This window comes from endosymbiont of Lamellibrachia barhami (genome assembly GCF_011947365.2).
GTDB lineage: Bacteria > Pseudomonadota > Gammaproteobacteria > Chromatiales > Chromatiaceae > QGON01.
In genome coordinates this window covers 3,466,015-3,483,173 of the sequence record NZ_JAAVSH020000001.1, presented here as the reverse complement: position 1 = coordinate 3,483,173, position 17,159 = coordinate 3,466,015, and the positions used below count along the sequence as shown (strand labels likewise).

The following is a 17,159-nucleotide window of genomic DNA, read 5'->3' as shown; positions in this document are numbered from 1 at the left end:
GCCCTCAATGGTTGTGGACTTCGAAACCGGACTTGGCCAGTTCCGATTGCACAAAGAAGGCGCCCTGCGTGACCACGCGGGTTCCAGGTTTCAGTCCACCAATCACAGCCAGACCGGGCAGTTGCCGGAGCAGCTCGACCTCTTTGGGTTCGAACTCGCCGGGTTCCTCTTCTACAAAGACCTGCCAATCCCCATCGGGACTACGCATTACGGCATCCAGTGGCAGGGTGAGGGCGTTCTGCCCCGACTCGCCGGTCTTGATCCTGGCCGTCACGAACTGACCGGGATGGAGCCGGTCCGCCGGATTGGGGATCTCCAGACGAACCGCCAGGGTGCGGGTGGTCTCATCCAGTGCGTGATGTACCTGGATGACCTTGCCTTCTATCCATTCCGTTCCTGCCAGCACACGGGCCGGCGCACCCATGTTGATGTGAGGTACTGACTTCGGATTGACCCTGGCCTGAACCCAGAGTCTGGATTCGTCGGTGATTTTGAACAACAGTTCACCGGGTTCTATCATCTGCCCGATGATGAAATCGTCCCGGATGACTGTACCGGCCTGGGGCGAGAGCAAGGTAAAGCGGCCGTCTGCCTGACGGATCGCGTCTCCTGTGACCAACCGATCGGTCTGGCCGGTTGTCAGGCCATAGGCCAACAGTTTGGCGCGGGCCTGTTGAAAAGCCACCTGAGCCTCCAGATAGCGTCTCTCTGAAACCACCTTCTTGCCCAGTTTCTTCACCCTTCGCCACTCCTGGGCGGCGACCAGCAGGGCGCCTTGGCCCTCTGCCATAGCGACGCTGGAGAGCGTAACCAGGGGTTCTCCCACAGAAACGGGATTCCCGAGGCGAATATGGCGCTTTATAACCTGGGCCTTAATGCGTGGCGTGACCTGACTGGATGCGTAAGCATTGAGCAGGATCTCCCCCGGGGCTTCGATTTCAGTAGGAATAGGGCGAAGGGTCAAGGTCTCCACGCGGATACCGGCGCTGCGGCGCTGCTCATCACTCAGATGAATGCGGTTTTCCTCGTCATGACCATCTTCATCGTTGTGTCCGGCTTCTGTCGACTTTTCGGCAGGGTCATGGTCATGTTCATCTGCGGAATAGAGGGGATTGGCATAAAGAAAGACCAGGACAAGCAGGCATTGAATCCATTGTTGAATAGACATGTTTTACTGCTCCTCCGATGTTTTGTTCAACCACGCGTTCAGGGTGCCAGAGGCGCCCAACCAATCGATCCAGGTGCTCCACAGATCACCCTGGAGTCTGACCCCGGCGATCTGTGTATCCAGTGTCTGTTGCACCTGTAACAGGTAGTCGGTGGTGCTCATCTCTCCGGCCTGCCACAGGGCTTCCAGCAGATCGATATGCTGGTGCAGACTGCTGCGCCCATGGGAGACCCACAGGGACCAGGCATTGGCAACCAGCAGATAATGCTCCCGTGCGCTCCTGAGACGGATTAACAGGTTCCGGTAGGTCTGCCGCGCCTCCTGTTCCGCTGCCAGCGCCTCTGCCTGAGCGGCATTCACACTGCTTTGGAAATTGTTTCTGAGCTGCAGGGGGATGGAGAAGGTGAGGGCAAGCAGGTTTTCACTCTCTTCGCGTCCCGCTCTCAAACCGAATGTGGGGTCGGCCTTACGCTCCTGATCCACAGCATGAATCTGCTGCCGGGAAGCTTGTGCCATCAGCAACGCAACTTGCACCTGGGGATGATTCCGCACGAGCGCCTCTTCATCCAACGTGCTGGAGAGGCTGGCTGGTAGCTGCTCAGGTAACCTGATGTTGTCGTTGAGTGTCTGGCCGCTGAGGCTGAAATAGTCGCTTTTTGCCTGGATGAGTTCGCTGCCAGTTCCGGCATGTAGCATGACAGCCTCTGCAAGTGAGAGACGTGCCAGTTCCAGCTCCACCTGGGGGATGTCACCGGCCGCATGACGTTGTTCGGCGAGTTGAGAGAAGCGCTCCAGTATCCCGGTGCGGCGCCTGGAGAGTGTGGTGATCTCGCGGTGGGTGGCAATCCCGCCTATCGCCTTGAGAAGCGCCGCTGACTTCACCAGGTTCAGGGCCGTAACCTCTGTTCGGGCAACATTCAGTTCCGCCTGCACAGCCTGCTCCATGGCATCCTGTTTATTGTACCAGTCAATGGTCTGACTGATGCCGAGGGTGTAGGTACTGATGTCGGTGCGTTCAGCCTCCAGTTCCAGTTCAGGGTTATTCAGCGGCAGCCCGGCGCCTGCAAGCCTTGCCTGAGCGGCGTTCACGGCGGCTTTAGCTGCCTGTATCTCCGGGTTTGATTCCAGTGCATGGTAGACGATCGCAGACAGTTGTTGAGCTTCCACGTCTTGGGGTGGTTGCCCCTTGGCATTCGCAGCGGGTGTCCAGACAGTAAAGGTTAATAAACAGGCGAACAGGCCTGCATGCCTGCAGATGGAGAATGACATAACCGGAGTCCCGTAAATTCGTTAACAAAGAGAACCTGTTACAAACACTGATCCGGCAAACAGCAGGCAGGTTTATTGCAGGGTGAGGTGAGACGAAAATCAGGCAGAGATTGGAGGGCGGAAAAGAGACGCAGGGGGAGAGGAGACGCTTGAAACAGGATAAGGAGTCCGCAAAATACCATGATCGGCTGACAGTTTGATCGCTTCAGCCTGGTTTAATCCCAGTAGATGGATGACCCCGTGACAGCAGTGGTCGCTGTCGCCCGCATCGTCCATATCGGCAGGATGCGTTGTGTTATCGCCAATCTCGTGGGTTTGATCCGTTGACTGTTTGTTGTGCACATCAGCAGCCAACGCCATCCCGTAACCGAGGATGGAGACGATAAGCCATGTGATTAATAGACGACGGAGCATGGGTTCCTTAGGGAATCTAGTTGTACGGCCAATCTAGAGTGTGTGACCCAGTTAGTCAACCTGAGAACGGTAAGAGGCCGGCGTGTGGCGTCTGGAGAAAAAAGTTCAGCGTGCAGCGAGATTTTCAACGTGCCCAAGCTTTTTTGATCATTGAAATGCTCAATGGGAGAAGGGCGGATACTTGGGTGATAAAAGGGGGCAATGCCCCCCGCTTGTCAGACAAATAGGTTCACATCGGCCTTCAGCGCCCGAGGCAGGAAACTGGCGGCTCCAACCCATTCGTGAATTTCCGGGATGAAATCGTTTTGGTCGTGGTCAAAAAGATCAACGGTCATTTGACAGGCGACAAGTTTAACTTCGGCTTCGACGCATAACTCTCTCAGCTCTTTAATGCGTGCGATACCTTTCTTGTCCATGGTCTTCTGCATCAAAGAGGTTGCCAGTTTTTCAAAACCCGGGACCAACGTCATGATGGAAGTGGGGATGGGCAGCTCCTTACCTCTTATCCATGAAGGTCCCTCCGGCAATTTCATAGGCATGGCGGGATTGCCCAGTGGGCTTACCTTGAGATCCAGCTGCTTTTTCAACAGGCTCAATCCGTAAAAGGTAAAGAATATTGAAACATCCCATCCCAGTGCAGCCGCCGTTGATGCGAGAATGAAGGGCGGGTAGGCCATGTCCATGGTTCCCTTGGTGGCGATAATGGTCATGGATGGGGTGTGGGCTGCTTCGCGTTCAGCCATCTTCTCGTCGAAGCGCTGGTTGAACCAGGCATCGAGATCTTTCGTCGGCATATCGAGAACCGGTGCGGTAGTGTTCATTGCTTTTCTCCTAGCAGAATCATGCTTTGCGGATGAGGAAGACAAACCCATCGGCTGTCTCTTCATGGGAAACCATTTCGTGGCCGGTCTGGCTGCAGAATGCGTCCAGGTCTTTCACTGATCCGGGATCTGTTGCAGTGACCTCCAGAATTTCTCCAGAGGCCAATGCAGCTATTGCCTTCTTTGTCCTGAGAATAGGGAGTGGGCAGTTCAGGCCTCTTGCGTCCAATGTGTGTGTTGCTCCTGTCATGGTTTTCTCCTTAATATGGATGTGATTACTTCATAGATGACCGGTCGGTCAACGTGAAGGGTAAAAAATATAGTTCGCTAATTTGGATGGGCCAACTCGATGCGAAGTGTCTTGATGGCAGGACCCAGGTCGCGAATCACTTCAGGGTTATTCCTGGTTTTTGCCAGCAGAATGATGCCTTCGAGGAAGGCGAGCATGGCTGCAGCGGTGGCCTCGCTGTCGAGAGGGGGGATTTCACCCAGTTCAACTGCCTGATCGAGGGCTTCGTGAAAACGTTTACTGGCTTTATCAAAAACCGCATTGAGTTTGGCCCGTAACACATCGTCGCGGGTGCTGATCTCGAGGGCCAGGTTGCCGAACAGGCAGCCTGGCATGCGGCCATCGATATCCTTGGCCGCCTTCTGCCAGTAGTAAGCGGCATCGATCATATAGTCGAGGCGCTCAAGCGGTGGAAGATTCTGGTCGAAGGCCTCAGCCACAAAACCGTGTGCCCAGTCATCGGCCATGTCATCAATGACCGCCATGGCCAGATCCTGCTTGGAAGGGAAAAAATGGTAAAAGCTTCCCTTTTGCACCTTCGCAAGGTCGCAAATCTCTTTGATGCCCACGTCGGCATAACTCCTGCCATGAAAAAGTTCACGGGCGGTGGAGAGGATACGGGTTCTTGTGTCGTGCTCAGCATTCATGGTGTGAAGTATAATAGACCGGTCGGTCAAGTCAAGTGCTATTTTTATCATGTGCTGAAAATGCAGGGCGTGGCATCATCTATACCGGCTGTATCTTGTGGTCAGGAAGGGTCTGCGATAGACGGTAAATTGTTGCTCAGAGCCTGATCCTCACAACCTGATTGCGCAAAAGATCCTCGTTGTACTCATCCACCTGCTGTGTTTCACCGTTCGGCGTCCTGAAACATTTGCAACAGATTATTTGCCGCGCAGTAACATCCTGAAACCATTTTCCTCTCAGTGCAACACCTTGAAACCCCTGAAGCAGGTTTTGTTTCCTAGTCTATGTGGCATCTCTGGCGAACGCTGGATTCACCACCAAACAGTCTGGTCCATAAAGACCTTTGAGGAAACAACTCTATGAAAAGCCAAATTAAAACCGCTATCGTTGCCTCCATCGCAGTCGTCCTGATCTCAACCAGCGTCCTCGCAGCGGGTGGCGGCAAAGGCAGAAGCGGTGGCAACAGCAGAGGTGGTGGCTCCTCTGGGCTAGACGCCAATGAAGCCTCTCATCTCACCTTCATGCGGGAAGAGGAAAAATTGGCACGTGATGTCTACCTGAGACTCGCGGAGTGGTATCCCGATCAAGGCGTGTTCAACAAGATCGCCACCACCTCCGAGCAGACTCACGCCGATACCATGCGCGACAAGCTGGCCCAGTATGACCTGGAAGATCCCAACCCGGATACCAACAACCTGCCGGAGAGCATCGGCGTGTTCACCGGTGAAGAGTGGGGCTGGTACTTCGACGAGAAGTTCGCGGCGCTCACTGCTAGAGCCGCTGATAGTGAGATGGAGGCGCTCTATGTTGGCGCCTTTATCGAAGAACTGGATATGCACGACATCGCTAATTGCCCGCAAGTGATGGTGGACGCAGGTTATAACGACCCTTGTGGTCTCAACTACACTGATGAACGTGGACTGATCAATGCCTATCGCTCGCTTACTGACGGCTCAGAGAACCATTTGCGCGCCTATGTGGGCCAGATCGAGGCAGTCATCGGTGTTGGCAATTACCAGGCCCAATACTTGAGCCAGGAAGATGTGGATGCGATCTTGAGTCGATAATGGAGCACGCTCTCCACGCTATCGAAGAGGTTGCGATGTGGATTGGAATTTCAGCACTCCGCATCGTGACCGTCCTTACCTTCAAAAGAGACCTGATATGAGTCAGAAACCCTTTGGCACTGTGTTTCTGCTTGCTGCATTCATTGCGGGAAGTGTTAATGCCGTTGAGTCCGACAGCGACCATGACGGAGTGGTCGATGCCCTGGATCGCTGCCCAAATACTGCCCAGTTGAAAAAAATACCGGCCGGTTTCAAATACGCCACAGCCGTCAATCAGGAACGTTTGAAATCTGGCCCACGGGCCTATCCGGTGGATGCCCATGGCTGTGAGCCTGACAACGACGGTGACGGTATCGTCAACAGCCGGGACTACTGCCCGGAAGACACACCCCAAACGCTCAGCATGGGAATCGCCCCCAACGGCTGTCCGAAACACAGCGACCGCGACGGTACCCCTGATTATCGTGACAGGTGCCCCAATACCCCGCGCGGTATCAAGACCGATGCATCTGGATGTCCGGTGGGAAATAGGAATTCCTGATCTCTTTGAAATAAATCCACTTGATGTTCTCTGTCGAGTCCGCTCAGACGCATGCCAAGTCGATGGCAACTCAGCCTAATAGTGCGTAAGAGCAGGTACTGTAGCTGACCCGTTAAGAAACCTCTGATTAATTGAGTTACTGTCATCTCGACCACAGGGAGAGATCTCAAGCCACCTTGCTATCAATAGGTTACGATGGTTGAGATTTTTCGCTATGCTTGAGTAGTGCTGCATGGATGTAGCGTTTACGAGACCAGGAGGTTGTTTCTGGCCGGTTTCTTTCATAAGGCGTTTTGTTTCTATATGTCTCCTTTCGGTGCGGCCCCTGAATATATAGATGAATAAACGACGCTTCCGCGCGAATCGGGTACCCTGGATTCGGTTAATCTTATTATTCTGCACACTATCTTTTCGTGGTTATGCGAGTGAAACACCTTCGATGCCGAAGGAAAGCGATAATCTCAACCTCTCTTTTTCCCTCGAACTTGAAGAAAGATATAACGATAATATATATGCGGATGACTCCTTCGCTGTTTCCGACTGGACTGCCATCATCGCACCGGCTCTCGCCGTTGAATTCGACATGGATGCCGCACGTCTCTCTCTGGATCTAGGTGTCGAGTCGGCTTTCTACCGAAATAATTCCCTAGAAGACTATACGGATGGCTGGTTGAAACTCGGTGCGTATGTCGCTGCCGGCAGCACCACTCATTTCATGCTGGCAACCGGGTACCATTTGAAACACGAAGAGCGAACTTCTCCGAACGACATTCGACGAACCTTAAGCCCCGTTGTCTACGATATTCAGGACGCAAGTGTTGGACTTCTTCACCTGCGTGGGAATTACACACTGCGTGCCGGCATAACCCAGGAGGCTTGGCGCTACGAAGATGGCGAAAGCCTGGAAGGGCCGGTTTACAATGGTGATCGTGATCGGGATATCAGGAGCATCGCTCTTCGACTGGAACGGCGCTACACAAAAAATCTTTCGTGGTTTCTCCAGGCATCCGGCGAACAGCGGATCTATCAACAAGCTACTGATGACGCGGGTTTTCAACGCGATTCCGACGGCATCCGCAGTGCGGTAGGGATACACTTGAAACAGGGTGATACCTTTGATCTTGAAGCCTATCTGGGTTGGTTGGGACAAGAGTATAAAGAACCGGAGTTCAGCAGGCTCAGCGCCGTTGATTTTGCGTTCAACTTATATTGGCAACCCAGAGAGAAGTGGCAACTGTCACTCTCAAGTGACAGAACGCTCAACGAGACGACCCTCATTGACTCTTCCGGATATTTGGAAACCGCTCTTGACCTGGATATCTCCTATCAATTGACTGCCAACACTCATCTCTCCCTGTTTTCCGGGCTTGCCCTGTTCGACTACCTCGATACCACCAGGAAAGATAAAACAAACCTGGCAGGTGTGGCCGCCAGCTATCAGATTGGGGAAATCGCCTCGCTTCGCGCACAGGCAGACTGGTCGAAGAACCGGACGGACGGAGGTGGGAGTCCGATTGGTGAAGTAGGCTCCAACGACTATACGATGAAGCGTATTTTGCTGAGCCTTGACATCATTCTTTGATTTTTCGGAGAGATGCAACAGGACTACTCATCTGTTGAGAGCGGCAGGCGTAATGTGACTTCAAGGCCGCCGTAGATTACCGATTCACCCAGTTTGATTTCCCAACCATTCGCATCACTTAGCTGCTTGACCACCGCCAATCCCAGGCCGCTGCCCCCGGTGCTCGGATTACGGGATGACTCCATTCGCCAGAAAGGGTCGAAGGCAACTCGTCGAAATGCTTCCGGTATACCCGGCCCCCGGTCGGCAATGCGGATAATTACACTGCCGGTGTCAGATTCACACGACAGTTCCACCGGTTGTTCATGGCTGTATCTGACTGCGTTATCCAGCAGGTTGGTGGTGACTCTGCGCAGAGCATTCGATGACAGCTCCCCGACACAACCTGACTCGGCGGTCAATCTCACAGCATGGCCACCCCGCGCATACCCCTCAACGATCTCCAATAACAGTGCGCCGACATCGACAGTCATCACCTTGCTGGAGTCTCCTAAACTTCGGGCAAACTCCATCGCCTGACCGATCAGATTGTCCATCTCCTCCAAGTCGTCGAGAATTCCCTGTTCCAGCTCCGATTTCTGCTCAGACGGCAGTAACTCCACCGCGAGACGAACACGGGCAATGGGAGTGCGCAGATCGTGGGAAACTCCGGCGAGCAGTGTGGTGCGGTTAGTCAGAAGCTCCCTTACCTGTGTATGCATGCGATTGAAACCTCTTGCCAGTTCGGCAAGTTCGCTCGGCCCCTCTTCAGGAACCTGCACATGATCCTGGGCCTGCCCCAGCGTCGTAGTTGCTTCCACCAGTCGCGCCAGGGGTTTGGTAATTCGCCGTACCAATACCAGAGAAACCAGGGTGACGATCAAGGTCCCCATGACAACGGTCAGCACCAGGGCCAGGGGGATCTGAACCTCCATCCTCTCTGCTTCAAACCCAATCCTGAGTACCCGGCTTGCAATCGGGATATCGACCCATAGCCAATCATCGCTGAAATTCATTTTACGCAGTGGCACCGGCTTACCGATCCGGTTCTCCAATGAATCAACCAACGCTATCAGATAGGCCTTGTCATCTTCATATTCTGCAATCTGGTTTTCGGCCTCGTAGATTCGCAACTGGTGGCTCTTGCGCATCTCACGTTCAAAGTCGGTACGGGTGGCCGGAGGCAGCTCAACCCAGGTTTTTGTCGATAATTCGATCAGCGCAGCCAGGTCATCCGCTGCCTGACGTTCGATGGGTCTAAGAATCAGCGTTACATTCACCAGCACGGCAAAAAGGGAAAAAACCAGAAATGCCAAAGTGATCGTCAATCCGGTGCGACCAAATAGCGTTTGAGTGAATTTGGCCGGACTCACGAGCTTGGCACGTTACCCTTTGGCGTAAAGATATAGCCCTTACCCCAGATGGTACGGATATATCTTGGATTGGTGGGATCCGCTTCGATTTTCTTGCGCAGGCGTGTTACGCGCACATCGATACTTCGATCATAGGGCATGCGCTCGTATCCCTTCAGCGTTTCCACCAGGTAGTCCCGTGTCAGCACCCTGTTCGGACTCCTGGCCAGCGCTTCAAGCAGCGTATACTCGCCACCGGTGAGGGGTATCTCCTCTCCGCCTTTGCTAAAGACATGGGTCTGGAAATCGAGGGTAAAGTCCCCAAAACTGAACGACTCTTTCGTCTCTGCAGCTCGATCGGATTGTCCAGGCAATTGCCGGCGCCTCAAAACCGCACGGATCCTGGCCAGCAGTTCCCGTGGATTGAAAGGTTTTGGCAGGTAGTCATCGGCACCCATTTCCAGCCCAATGATCCTGTCGATATCTTCTCCTCGTGCCGTCAACATGATGATCGGGATCTCGCCGTTACTTCTCAGACGACGTGCTATCGATAGACCGTCTTCTCCGGGCATCATCAGATCGAGAATGATCAGATCAACCTGACTTCTCTCAAGATACCCATCCATCGCCACACTACCCTCCACGCCGTGGACGGCGAAACCCTCCTGTCCCAGGTAACGAATGAGAAGTTCCCTTAACTTCCGGTCATCGTCCACCACCAACAGACGAGGGCTGGCTTCAACGGAATTATTCATTTAGCGGTTCCTGAAACTACTGTGAGATCGATTGCAATGAAACAACCTGTAACAATTTTCGTCCATTGAGAAATGAAGCAGATACAAGCATTGGTTAATATAACCCAATAGAGAAAGGCCATTAAGATATAGGTTTACTGTGGTAAATTATAGGTGAACATCACAGGTTACACGCATTCATTTTCGATTGTGGGCGTAGGTTGGTTTACCTGAAAATGGTTTTTGAGATATATCTGATGCGGTATGGATTCGGCAATGCTTCGATTGACTAACAGACTGGTTTGTATGCTGGCGCTAATGCTGGCGACCAATGCCTATGCGCAGAACAGTGGTGATGTCTTGCTGGAAGACGAGGCCGACACACTCAAAGCTGTGACTGCGCAAGAGGGTTTGAAAATGCCGGAGAGGGGCGCTTCATGGACTTGGTTTGGTATGAGGTATGAGTCTCGCAGGGCAGCCCGTGAACATGCCTCCCATTCGAAAACAGGTGGTGCTGCAGCCAACTTAAGACAGCAATCAGAGGGCAGACAAATGCATCAGCAGAGCACTGGTCGCGGAAAGGGACGTGACCGCTAAAACGCTTCTGGACATTTAACGATTCTTTAACCCTTCAGTTATTACTGCGGGTTGCTCAGCCCGTAACATACAATCTGACCTTATGTGCGCCACCAAGTATTTACTCAACAAATTACCTGATTGTCCCTAAGATTCAGCACACAGAATCTATCGTTTTAAGAGACAGGACGGTTGATCTCCAAGCCAAACGGCACCCGCCAAATTATCGGGTATCTCCCGAACCAGTCTGATCACTCCACCTGTCTGGGAGGAGAAATAGAATCAGGTCTTGAATATCAGAAACAGATTGAGCAGAAACAACAGGCCACAGAGAATCTGCCAGAAACGCAGTGGATTTCGCTCCAGAAGAGGTAGCTGAGCGAGATTTCCGAATGCCGGATTGGGGTGTTCCAGGTCGTATTGAAACTCGGATAAAGACTGATAGCGTTTTACGGGCTGGGGGTGTACCGCTTTCTCCAGCGCTCCATCGACCCAGGTGGGAATCTCCGGATTATAGTGGCGTGCAGGCCGGTAGTTCAGGCGTTTTTTCGGGTTTGGCGCATCGCTCTCTCCATAGGGGAGTTTTTTTGTCAGCATCTCGTAGAGGATGACGCCAACTGAATAGAGGTCTGATGCGTGGGTGCAGGCTTCTCCCCGGAGGCATTCCGGCGCTGCATAGTCCAGGGTTCCCTGGGGTGCAGTATGGTCGATTTCACTGTCGATTTCGTCCATGCCAGCAACCCGGATTGAGCCAAAATCGATCAGTTTTACAGTGCCGTGGTTGTCTATCAGTATGTTGTCGGGTTTCAGGTCCTGATGAAACATCTCCATTCGGTGTAGGGCTCTCAGGCCGTTGATGATCTGTTCCGCCAGTGTGCGGGTCTGATGCAGGTCAGCGGGGCCATTGTCCTTGATCCACTGGCCCAGGCTGTGCCCCTCCACGTATTCGGCGATGTTGTAGAGAAAGTGGCGTTTTTTGGGTTCGAGAATGCGCAGGATATGGGCATTGTGGATACGCCGACCCACCCACTCCTCGTGCAGAAAGCCCTCAAGATAGTCTGCATCATCCCGATAGTTGACCGACGGGGTCTTCAACACCACCTTATCTCCCGACTCGATATCCAGCGCCAGAAATACCTCGCTACGTTTGCTGGCGTGCATCTCACGCAGGATCTCGTAGCCGTCAATCTTCATTCCTGGTTGAAGATCGGGGGGGAAGGGCAGATCGGATACCCGTTGCAAGATATCTGCCTCAGTCTCCTGAGCAAGTTTTAATATCTGGAGGATCTGGCAGGAAGCATTGTCGCTACTGCCGTTTTCCAGTGCCGTCTCCACCAGTGCATTAGCGCAGGCCTGTAGGTTACCGGCATGACTGTCGAGAATTTTCAACAACTCACGACGGGTAAGGAAATCGTGCACCCCGTCGGTAGTGAAGATAAAGCTGTCGTGTTCTTCCGCAGCCACCGCATGGTAGTCGATGTCGATGTGGGGATCGGCCCCGACGGCGCGGGAGAGGAATTCCTTCTCCTTGGAAACCCAGACACGATGGTCGCGGGTGATCTGTTCCAGATTGCCATTGCGATAGTGGTAGATACGGGAGTCACCGATATGCACGATGTGGGCGGTGGTCGACTTGAGGATCAGACCGCTGAAGGTGGTCAGCATGCCCCGTGCTGAGTCGTAGTCGGACTGTCCCTGACCGCAGAGCCAGCGATTCAGTGCGCCCAACACCTTGCCGGCCGCAGTCTTGACTGTCCAGGATTCAGGGGTACTGAAGTAGTCGGAGAGAAACCCCGATACACAGATCCGACTGGCCCGTCCCCCACCTTCGCTGGAGCTGACCCCGTCGGCGATGGCGGCAGCAACCCCTTTGCTCAGGAGCAGGTTGTCTTCTGGTATACAGACGTTGCAGGTGTCGTCATTCTCTTCCTTGACTCCGACCCCATTACCCCCAGTACCAATCAACTCACCTCGATCATCTGCACACTGCCATCCTCCATCACTTCGGCAGTGTGACCCTCGGGCTCATCCAGAAACTGAACAGCGACCAGACAGACAATCGCCGCACCAGCAATCACCAGAAAGAAGATCTGAGGTGACACAAAGGAGAAGACGGTAAGGAAGGTAACCGCGCCCACGTTGCCGTAAGCACCGGCCATGCCGGCCACCTGACCGGTCATGCGTCGTTTGACCAGAGGCACCATGGCAAACACCGCGCCTTCACCCGCCTGCACACATGGTGGCGATCACAGCCAGAGCAAGCGGCCAGCCGGAGGTGATCTGGCTCAGGATGAAGTAACCAATGGCCAGACCGACGATGAGCAGGCTGAGCATCTTGCGGCGACCGAATTTATCGCTGAATAGTCCGCCGCTGGGACGTGCCACCAGATTCATAAAGGCGAAACCAGAAGCCAACAAACCTGCCTGCACAATACTCAGGTCGAAGGTATCTTTGAAGAAGAGATGCAGCATTGAAACCACGGCCAACTCTGAGCCGAAAGTCACGAAGTAGGCGAGATCAAGGATCGCCACCTGCTTGAACTTGTAACGATGAATCTCCGGTACCTCTTCCTTGAATACGTGCTTATTGATGCGCCATACCTGTGAGGTCTGATAGGCATAGAGCACGGCAAGGCCGATATAGATAGCGCTGGCAGCAGTAGCGCCCAGTATCTTCAGATTATCCGGGCCCAGTTTCCAGGTCAGGACAGCCAGTGCCGCATACATGGGGATGTTCATCACCAGGTAGAAGAAGAAGTCGCCCTTGCTGGTCACCTCCATGGCGCCGGTTTTCTTCGGCTTGAAGTAGGTGGACCCCTTCGGTGTGTTGCGTGCCAGTTTGTAGTAGATGAAGGAGTAGACCAGGGTGATCACGCCGGTGGAAGCGACAGCATAGCGCCAGCCATCATCTCCGCCGAACATCAGGGCCGCGGTGGGCAGGCTCATTGCGGCGGCAGCGGAACCGAAGTTGCCCCAGCCACCGTAGATCCCTTCGGCCACACCCACCTGCTTGGCAGGGAACCACTCACCAATCATGCGGATGCCGATGACAAAACCCGCGCCGACGAAGCCCAGGGCAAAACGGCTGGCAAGCAGTGCGGTATAGGAGTCGGCAATGGCGAAGAAGAAACAGATGAAGCTTGATAGAAACAGCAGGGTCGAAAAGGTGACCCGTGGCCCGAATCGGTCCACCAACATACCGATGATGATACGCGCCGGAATGGTCAACGCCACGTTGATAATCAGCAGCGCCTTCACCTCCTGCATGCTCAGGTTGAAGGTTTCTTGGATAGAAGCCATCAGTGGCGCATGGTTGAACCAGACCAGGAAGGTCAGGAAAAAGGCGAACCAGGTGAGGTGAAGTGTCTTTATCTTTCCGGTGAAGGATAAAAGGCCAAGCTTGTTTTCCGACATGCGTTACTCCTTGTGGAAAATGAGATATTTCCAAGTCATAAGCGATATTCGTGCCAAAACTATATCCTATTGTTTTTACTAATGAATATGCTATTCAAACCTATTCAAACATCATGAAATGGCCCAAAGTCGGTGCGTCGCAGGGCCAGCTTCGTTCGATTTTGGAGCAGTGCGCAATTCTCGGTTTCGGGAGCGTGTTTTAAGTGACCCAACAGGTTCTCAAAGCACTATTAGGGAGACGGATGGGCAGGAGACTCGACCCATATATCGAGTAGGGTTTATTGAGGGGCAGCGAGTGGATGGGCGCACCAAAAAAGAGCGTGATAGCGCGGAATAGCTTCCGGCCAGCCAACTCTATGAAATAGGGATCACCCATAAACAAGAGGATAGCCTGGCTTTTTTGTTTCTGGCATACCCTTTGCATTAAAGAGCCGGAACAGGGTGGAGTAACTCCGCCGCAGGATCAGATGTAGAGGGTAACCATGAAAGAGAAGTTGGTGTTAATTGGTAACGGCATGGCTGGTATCCGTACTCTGGAGGAGCTGTTCAAGCTCGAAGAGGCGGACAAATACGCAATCACCGTTTTCGGCGACGAGCCCCACCCCAATTACAACCGGATCATGCTTTCACCGGTGTTGGCTGGCGAGAAGACAATCGACGATATCATCCTCAATAGCCATGAGTGGTACGCCGATAACGGCATCACCCTGCACACCGGCGACCCGGTAGTGGAGATTGACCGGATCGGGCGTCAGGTGAAGAGCAAATCGGGCAAGTCGATTGCCTATGATCGGTTACTGATCGCCACTGGTTCCAGCCCTTTCATCATTCCGATACCTGGTGCTGATCTGGGCGGCGTCATTGGTTTCCGCGATATTAAAGACGTAGAGACCATGTTGGAAGCCGCTGCCACCCGCAAAAAAGCGGTAGTGATTGGTGGCGGCCTGCTTGGCCTGGAGGCGGCCAACGGCCTGATGAAGAGTGGCATGGATGTCACTGTGGTGCATCTGATGGATATTCTCATGGAGCGCCAGCTCGACAAGCCGGCGGCCAATCTGCTGAAGGAGTCCCTTGAGCAGAAAGGTCTGAAGTTTCTGATGGAGGCACAGACGGCAGTGATCCTTGGGGATGAACGCGTCACTGGTGTGAAGTTCGCTGACGGTTCCGAGGTCGAAGCCGACCTGGTGGTAATGGCTGTGGGTATCCGCCCCAATATTGAACTGGCCCAGAAGGCGGGCATTCATTGTGAGCGTGGCATAGTGGTCGACGATACCATGCAGACCTTTGATCCGAAGATCTACTCTGTCGGCGAGTGTGTACAGCACCGCAACAACTGTTACGGTCTGGTGGCGCCTCTATTCGAGCAGGCCAAGGTCTGCGCCAACCACCTGGCCCATCTCGGTTATGGCCGTTATGAAGGCTCAGTCACATCAACCAAGCTGAAGGTGACCGGCATCGATCTCTTCTCCGCCGGTGAATTTAATGAGGGGGAGGGTGACGAGACCCTGGTGATGCAGGATCCGGCACAGGGTGTCTATAAAAAACTGGTGATCCGTGATAACCAAATCAAAGGTGCGGTGATGTATGGCGACACCATGGATGGCACCTGGTACTTTCAGCTGCTGCGCGAAGGCACCGATATCTCCGGTTTCCGCAGTACGATTCTTTTTGGTCAGCACGATCTCGGCGACGCCGGTCACGGTGACGAGGCGCGGGTTGCCAATCTCTCAGATGATGCCGAGATCTGCGGCTGTAACGGCGTCTGCAAGGGCGAAATCGTCAATGCCATAACCACCAAGGGACTTTTTACACTCGAAGATGTGCGGATCCACACCAAGGCCTCCGCCTCCTGTGGCTCCTGTACCGGCTTGGTGGAGGCCCTGCTGGCAAGTACCGTGGGCGAGGGTTACGCCGCCTCACCAAACAAACAGGCAATGTGCGGCTGTACCGAACACAGCCACGATGTGGTGATCGAGGCGATAAAAAAAGAAGAACTCAAATCGATGCGGGAGTTGTTCGAATACCTCAACTGGAAGACCCCGGATGGCTGTGCCAGCTGCCGCCCGGCCCTGAACTACTATATGCTGGCGCGTTGGCCGGAGGAGTACCAGGATGATGCCCAGTCGCGCTTCATCAACGAGCGCGCTCACGGAAATATCCAGAAGGATGGTACCTATTCCGTAGTCCCGCGCATGTTTGGCGGCCTCTGCACCCCAAAGGATCTGCGTGCCATCGCCGATGTTTGCGACAAGTTCGACGTGCCGGAGATGAAGGTCACCGGCGGTCAGCGTATTGACCTATTCGGCATCAAGAAAGAAGACCTGCCGGCGATGTGGAAGGATCTCTCTGATGCAGGTTTTGTCTCCGGCCACGCTTATGGCAAAGCGATGCGTACCGTAAAGACCTGTGCCGGCAAGACCTGGTGCCGCTTCGGCACCCAGAACTCCACCGGTCTGGGGGTGAAACTTGAGGAACTTACCTGGGGCTCCTGGATGCCGCACAAGTTCAAGCTGGCGGTCTCCGGTTGTCCGCGTAACTGCGCCGAGGCGACCATCAAGGACTTCGGCGTGGTCTGTGTCGACTCGGGTTATGAACTACATGTCGGCGGCAACGGGGGTATCAAGGTGCGTGTTACCGACCTGCTCTGCAGAGTCGAGACCGAAGAAGAGGTGCTGGAATATTGCGCTGCCTTTACCCAACTCTATCGTGAAGAGGCCCACTACCTGGAGCGTACCGCCCCTTGGGTCGAGCGCGTGGGACTGAGCCATATCAAGCAGTGCATCCTCGATGATGAGGCCGGACGCAAGGCGCTTAATGAGCGCTTCAAAATAGGTCAGCAGTACGCCCAGATCGACCCTTGGAAAGCGCGGGCCGACGGTGCGCAAGCGAATGAATTCACCCCTATCGAACTGGCAGTGTGAGGAGTAAGACAATGAGTGAATGGATTGAAGTGGTAGAGCTGACGCAGATTCCGGTTCTCGGCTCCCGAGTGATCAAGACCCGGGAGATGGATATCGCACTATTCCGGGGTTCCGACGATCAGGTCTACGCCATCCGGGATGCCTGTCCTCACAAGAACGGCCCCTTGTCGCAGGGCATCATGCACGGCACCTCAGTCACCTGTCCCCTGCACAACTGGAAGATTGATCTGAACAGTGGTGAGGCGCTGGGGCCGGATGAGGGCTGTGCCAATGTTTTCCCGGTACGGGTTGAGGATGGCCTGGTCTATCTGCAGCTGAAATCGGCAGAAGCGGTAGCTTAGCTCA

At 53.9% G+C, this 17,159-nt stretch carries 17 protein-coding genes; 6 read left to right on the top strand and 11 right to left on the bottom strand.

What is annotated here, in order from left to right:
• Positions 1–4: 4 nt before the first annotated feature.
• The 6 genes from G9Q73_RS15995 to G9Q73_RS15970 all read right to left on the bottom strand — a co-directional run bounded on the left by G9Q73_RS15995 (position 5) and on the right by G9Q73_RS15970 (position 4,659).
• Positions 5–1,168 carry an efflux RND transporter periplasmic adaptor subunit gene (locus G9Q73_RS15995; RefSeq protein WP_218649974.1) on the bottom strand — a complete coding sequence of 388 codons (1,164 nt, stop codon included), beginning with the start codon at positions 1,166–1,168 and terminating at the stop codon, positions 5–7.
• A 3-nt stretch (positions 1,169–1,171) separates the two neighbouring features.
• Entirely contained in the window at positions 1,172–2,437 is a 1,266-nt protein-coding gene (locus tag G9Q73_RS15990; protein ID WP_177420662.1) for a TolC family protein, read from the bottom strand.
• A gap of 99 nt (positions 2,438–2,536) precedes the next feature.
• Positions 2,537–2,851 carry a hypothetical protein gene (locus G9Q73_RS15985; protein WP_177420661.1) on the bottom strand — a complete coding sequence of 105 codons (315 nt, stop codon included), beginning with the start codon at positions 2,849–2,851 and terminating at the stop codon, positions 2,537–2,539.
• A gap of 215 nt (positions 2,852–3,066) precedes the next feature.
• Positions 3,067–3,594, bottom strand: a complete 528-nt coding sequence (gene dsrE2 / locus G9Q73_RS15980; RefSeq protein ID WP_177421488.1) for a sulfur carrier protein DsrE2 — start codon at positions 3,592–3,594, stop codon at positions 3,067–3,069.
• A gap of 97 nt (positions 3,595–3,691) precedes the next feature.
• Positions 3,692–3,922, bottom strand: a complete 231-nt coding sequence (locus G9Q73_RS15975; RefSeq protein WP_177420660.1) for a sulfurtransferase TusA family protein — start codon at positions 3,920–3,922, stop codon at positions 3,692–3,694.
• Between the two features lie 77 nt (positions 3,923–3,999).
• The gene (locus tag G9Q73_RS15970) at positions 4,000–4,659 is read right to left on the bottom strand and encodes a TetR/AcrR family transcriptional regulator (RefSeq protein WP_246345316.1); all 660 of its coding nucleotides are present in this window, start codon (positions 4,657–4,659) and stop codon (positions 4,000–4,002) included.
• A 348-nt stretch (positions 4,660–5,007) separates the two neighbouring features.
• On the opposite strand from G9Q73_RS15970, the gene G9Q73_RS15965 reads away from it, so the two are divergent.
• From G9Q73_RS15965 to G9Q73_RS15955, 3 genes are all read left to right on the top strand, one after another.
• Positions 5,008–5,715 (top strand): DUF2202 domain-containing protein, encoded by a 708-nt coding sequence (locus G9Q73_RS15965; protein WP_177420659.1) that lies wholly within the window; start codon positions 5,008–5,010, stop codon positions 5,713–5,715.
• A gap of 97 nt (positions 5,716–5,812) precedes the next feature.
• A complete protein-coding gene (locus G9Q73_RS15960) occupies positions 5,813–6,256 on the top strand; it encodes a thrombospondin type 3 repeat-containing protein (RefSeq protein ID WP_177420658.1) in 444 nt (147 codons plus the stop codon).
• 439 nt (positions 6,257–6,695) lie between these two features.
• Positions 6,696–7,838, top strand: coding sequence for an outer membrane beta-barrel protein (locus G9Q73_RS15955; RefSeq protein WP_178941529.1), 1,143 nt, complete (start codon positions 6,696–6,698; stop codon positions 7,836–7,838).
• A gap of 23 nt (positions 7,839–7,861) precedes the next feature.
• On the opposite strand, the gene G9Q73_RS20585 is transcribed toward G9Q73_RS15955, so the two are convergent.
• Both G9Q73_RS20585 and G9Q73_RS15945 read right to left on the bottom strand, forming a co-directional pair.
• Positions 7,862–9,190, bottom strand: coding sequence for an ATP-binding protein (locus G9Q73_RS20585; RefSeq protein WP_177420656.1), 1,329 nt, complete (start codon positions 9,188–9,190; stop codon positions 7,862–7,864).
• Positions 9,187–9,924 (bottom strand): response regulator, encoded by a 738-nt coding sequence (locus tag G9Q73_RS15945; protein ID WP_177420655.1) that lies wholly within the window; start codon positions 9,922–9,924, stop codon positions 9,187–9,189. The genes G9Q73_RS20585 and G9Q73_RS15945 overlap by 4 nt, the downstream gene beginning before the upstream one ends.
• 255 nt (positions 9,925–10,179) lie before the next feature.
• Here G9Q73_RS15945 and G9Q73_RS15940 point away from each other — a divergent pair, with 255 nt between their 5' ends.
• Positions 10,180–10,500, top strand: coding sequence for a hypothetical protein (locus G9Q73_RS15940; RefSeq protein ID WP_177420654.1), 321 nt, complete (start codon positions 10,180–10,182; stop codon positions 10,498–10,500).
• A 261-nt stretch (positions 10,501–10,761) separates the two neighbouring features.
• On the opposite strand, the gene G9Q73_RS15935 is transcribed toward G9Q73_RS15940, so the two are convergent.
• The 3 genes from G9Q73_RS15935 to G9Q73_RS15930 are packed head-to-tail and all read right to left on the bottom strand — an operon-like array spanning position 10,762 to position 13,893.
• Positions 10,762–12,444, bottom strand: coding sequence for a bifunctional protein-serine/threonine kinase/phosphatase (locus G9Q73_RS15935; protein WP_177420653.1), 1,683 nt, complete (start codon positions 12,442–12,444; stop codon positions 10,762–10,764).
• Positions 12,441–12,683 (bottom strand): hypothetical protein, encoded by a 243-nt coding sequence (locus tag G9Q73_RS20250; protein WP_304956610.1) that lies wholly within the window; start codon positions 12,681–12,683, stop codon positions 12,441–12,443. Before G9Q73_RS20250 ends, G9Q73_RS15935 begins: the two co-directional genes overlap by 4 nt.
• Before the next feature lie 16 nt (positions 12,684–12,699).
• Complete coding sequence (locus tag G9Q73_RS15930; protein WP_304956609.1) at positions 12,700–13,893, bottom strand: MFS transporter; 1,194 nt, start codon at positions 13,891–13,893, stop codon at positions 12,700–12,702.
• Between the two features lie 482 nt (positions 13,894–14,375).
• On the opposite strand from G9Q73_RS15930, the gene nirB reads away from it, so the two are divergent.
• Positions 14,376–16,814, top strand: coding sequence for a nitrite reductase large subunit NirB (gene nirB / locus G9Q73_RS15925; RefSeq protein ID WP_177420652.1), 2,439 nt, complete (start codon positions 14,376–14,378; stop codon positions 16,812–16,814).
• Between the two features lie 11 nt (positions 16,815–16,825).
• Entirely contained in the window at positions 16,826–17,155 is a 330-nt protein-coding gene (gene nirD, locus G9Q73_RS15920; protein ID WP_177420651.1) for a nitrite reductase small subunit NirD, read from the top strand.
• Positions 17,156–17,159: the final 4 nt, after the last annotated feature.

What these genes read in the sequence shown, in the direction of transcription:
- G9Q73_RS15940 (WP_177420654.1), top strand. Translation starts at nt 10,180, where the DNA reads ATGCTTCGATTGACTAACAGACTGGTTTGTATGCTGGCGCTAATGCTG.
- G9Q73_RS15945 (WP_177420655.1), bottom strand. Translation starts at nt 9,924, where the DNA reads ATGAATAATTCCGTTGAAGCCAGCCCTCGTCTGTTGGTGGTGGACGAT.
- G9Q73_RS15960 (WP_177420658.1), top strand. Translation starts at nt 5,813, where the DNA reads ATGAGTCAGAAACCCTTTGGCACTGTGTTTCTGCTTGCTGCATTCATT.
- G9Q73_RS20250 (WP_304956610.1), bottom strand. Translation starts at nt 12,683, where the DNA reads ATGGTGCCTCTGGTCAAACGACGCATGACCGGTCAGGTGGCCGGCATG.
- G9Q73_RS15975 (WP_177420660.1), bottom strand. Translation starts at nt 3,922, where the DNA reads ATGACAGGAGCAACACACACATTGGACGCAAGAGGCCTGAACTGCCCA.
- dsrE2 (WP_177421488.1), bottom strand. Translation starts at nt 3,594, where the DNA reads ATGGCTGAACGCGAAGCAGCCCACACCCCATCCATGACCATTATCGCC.
- G9Q73_RS15990 (WP_177420662.1), bottom strand. Translation starts at nt 2,437, where the DNA reads ATGTCATTCTCCATCTGCAGGCATGCAGGCCTGTTCGCCTGTTTATTA.
- nirB (WP_177420652.1), top strand. Translation starts at nt 14,376, where the DNA reads ATGAAAGAGAAGTTGGTGTTAATTGGTAACGGCATGGCTGGTATCCGT.
- nirD (WP_177420651.1), top strand. Translation starts at nt 16,826, where the DNA reads ATGAGTGAATGGATTGAAGTGGTAGAGCTGACGCAGATTCCGGTTCTC.
- G9Q73_RS15985 (WP_177420661.1), bottom strand. Translation starts at nt 2,851, where the DNA reads ATGCTCCGTCGTCTATTAATCACATGGCTTATCGTCTCCATCCTCGGT.
- G9Q73_RS15995 (WP_218649974.1), bottom strand. Translation starts at nt 1,168, where the DNA reads ATGTCTATTCAACAATGGATTCAATGCCTGCTTGTCCTGGTCTTTCTT.
- G9Q73_RS15970 (WP_246345316.1), bottom strand. Translation starts at nt 4,659, where the DNA reads ATGATAAAAATAGCACTTGACTTGACCGACCGGTCTATTATACTTCAC.
- G9Q73_RS15930 (WP_304956609.1), bottom strand. Translation starts at nt 13,893, where the DNA reads ATGTCGGAAAACAAGCTTGGCCTTTTATCCTTCACCGGAAAGATAAAG.
- G9Q73_RS15955 (WP_178941529.1), top strand. Translation starts at nt 6,696, where the DNA reads ATGCCGAAGGAAAGCGATAATCTCAACCTCTCTTTTTCCCTCGAACTT.
- G9Q73_RS15965 (WP_177420659.1), top strand. Translation starts at nt 5,008, where the DNA reads ATGAAAAGCCAAATTAAAACCGCTATCGTTGCCTCCATCGCAGTCGTC.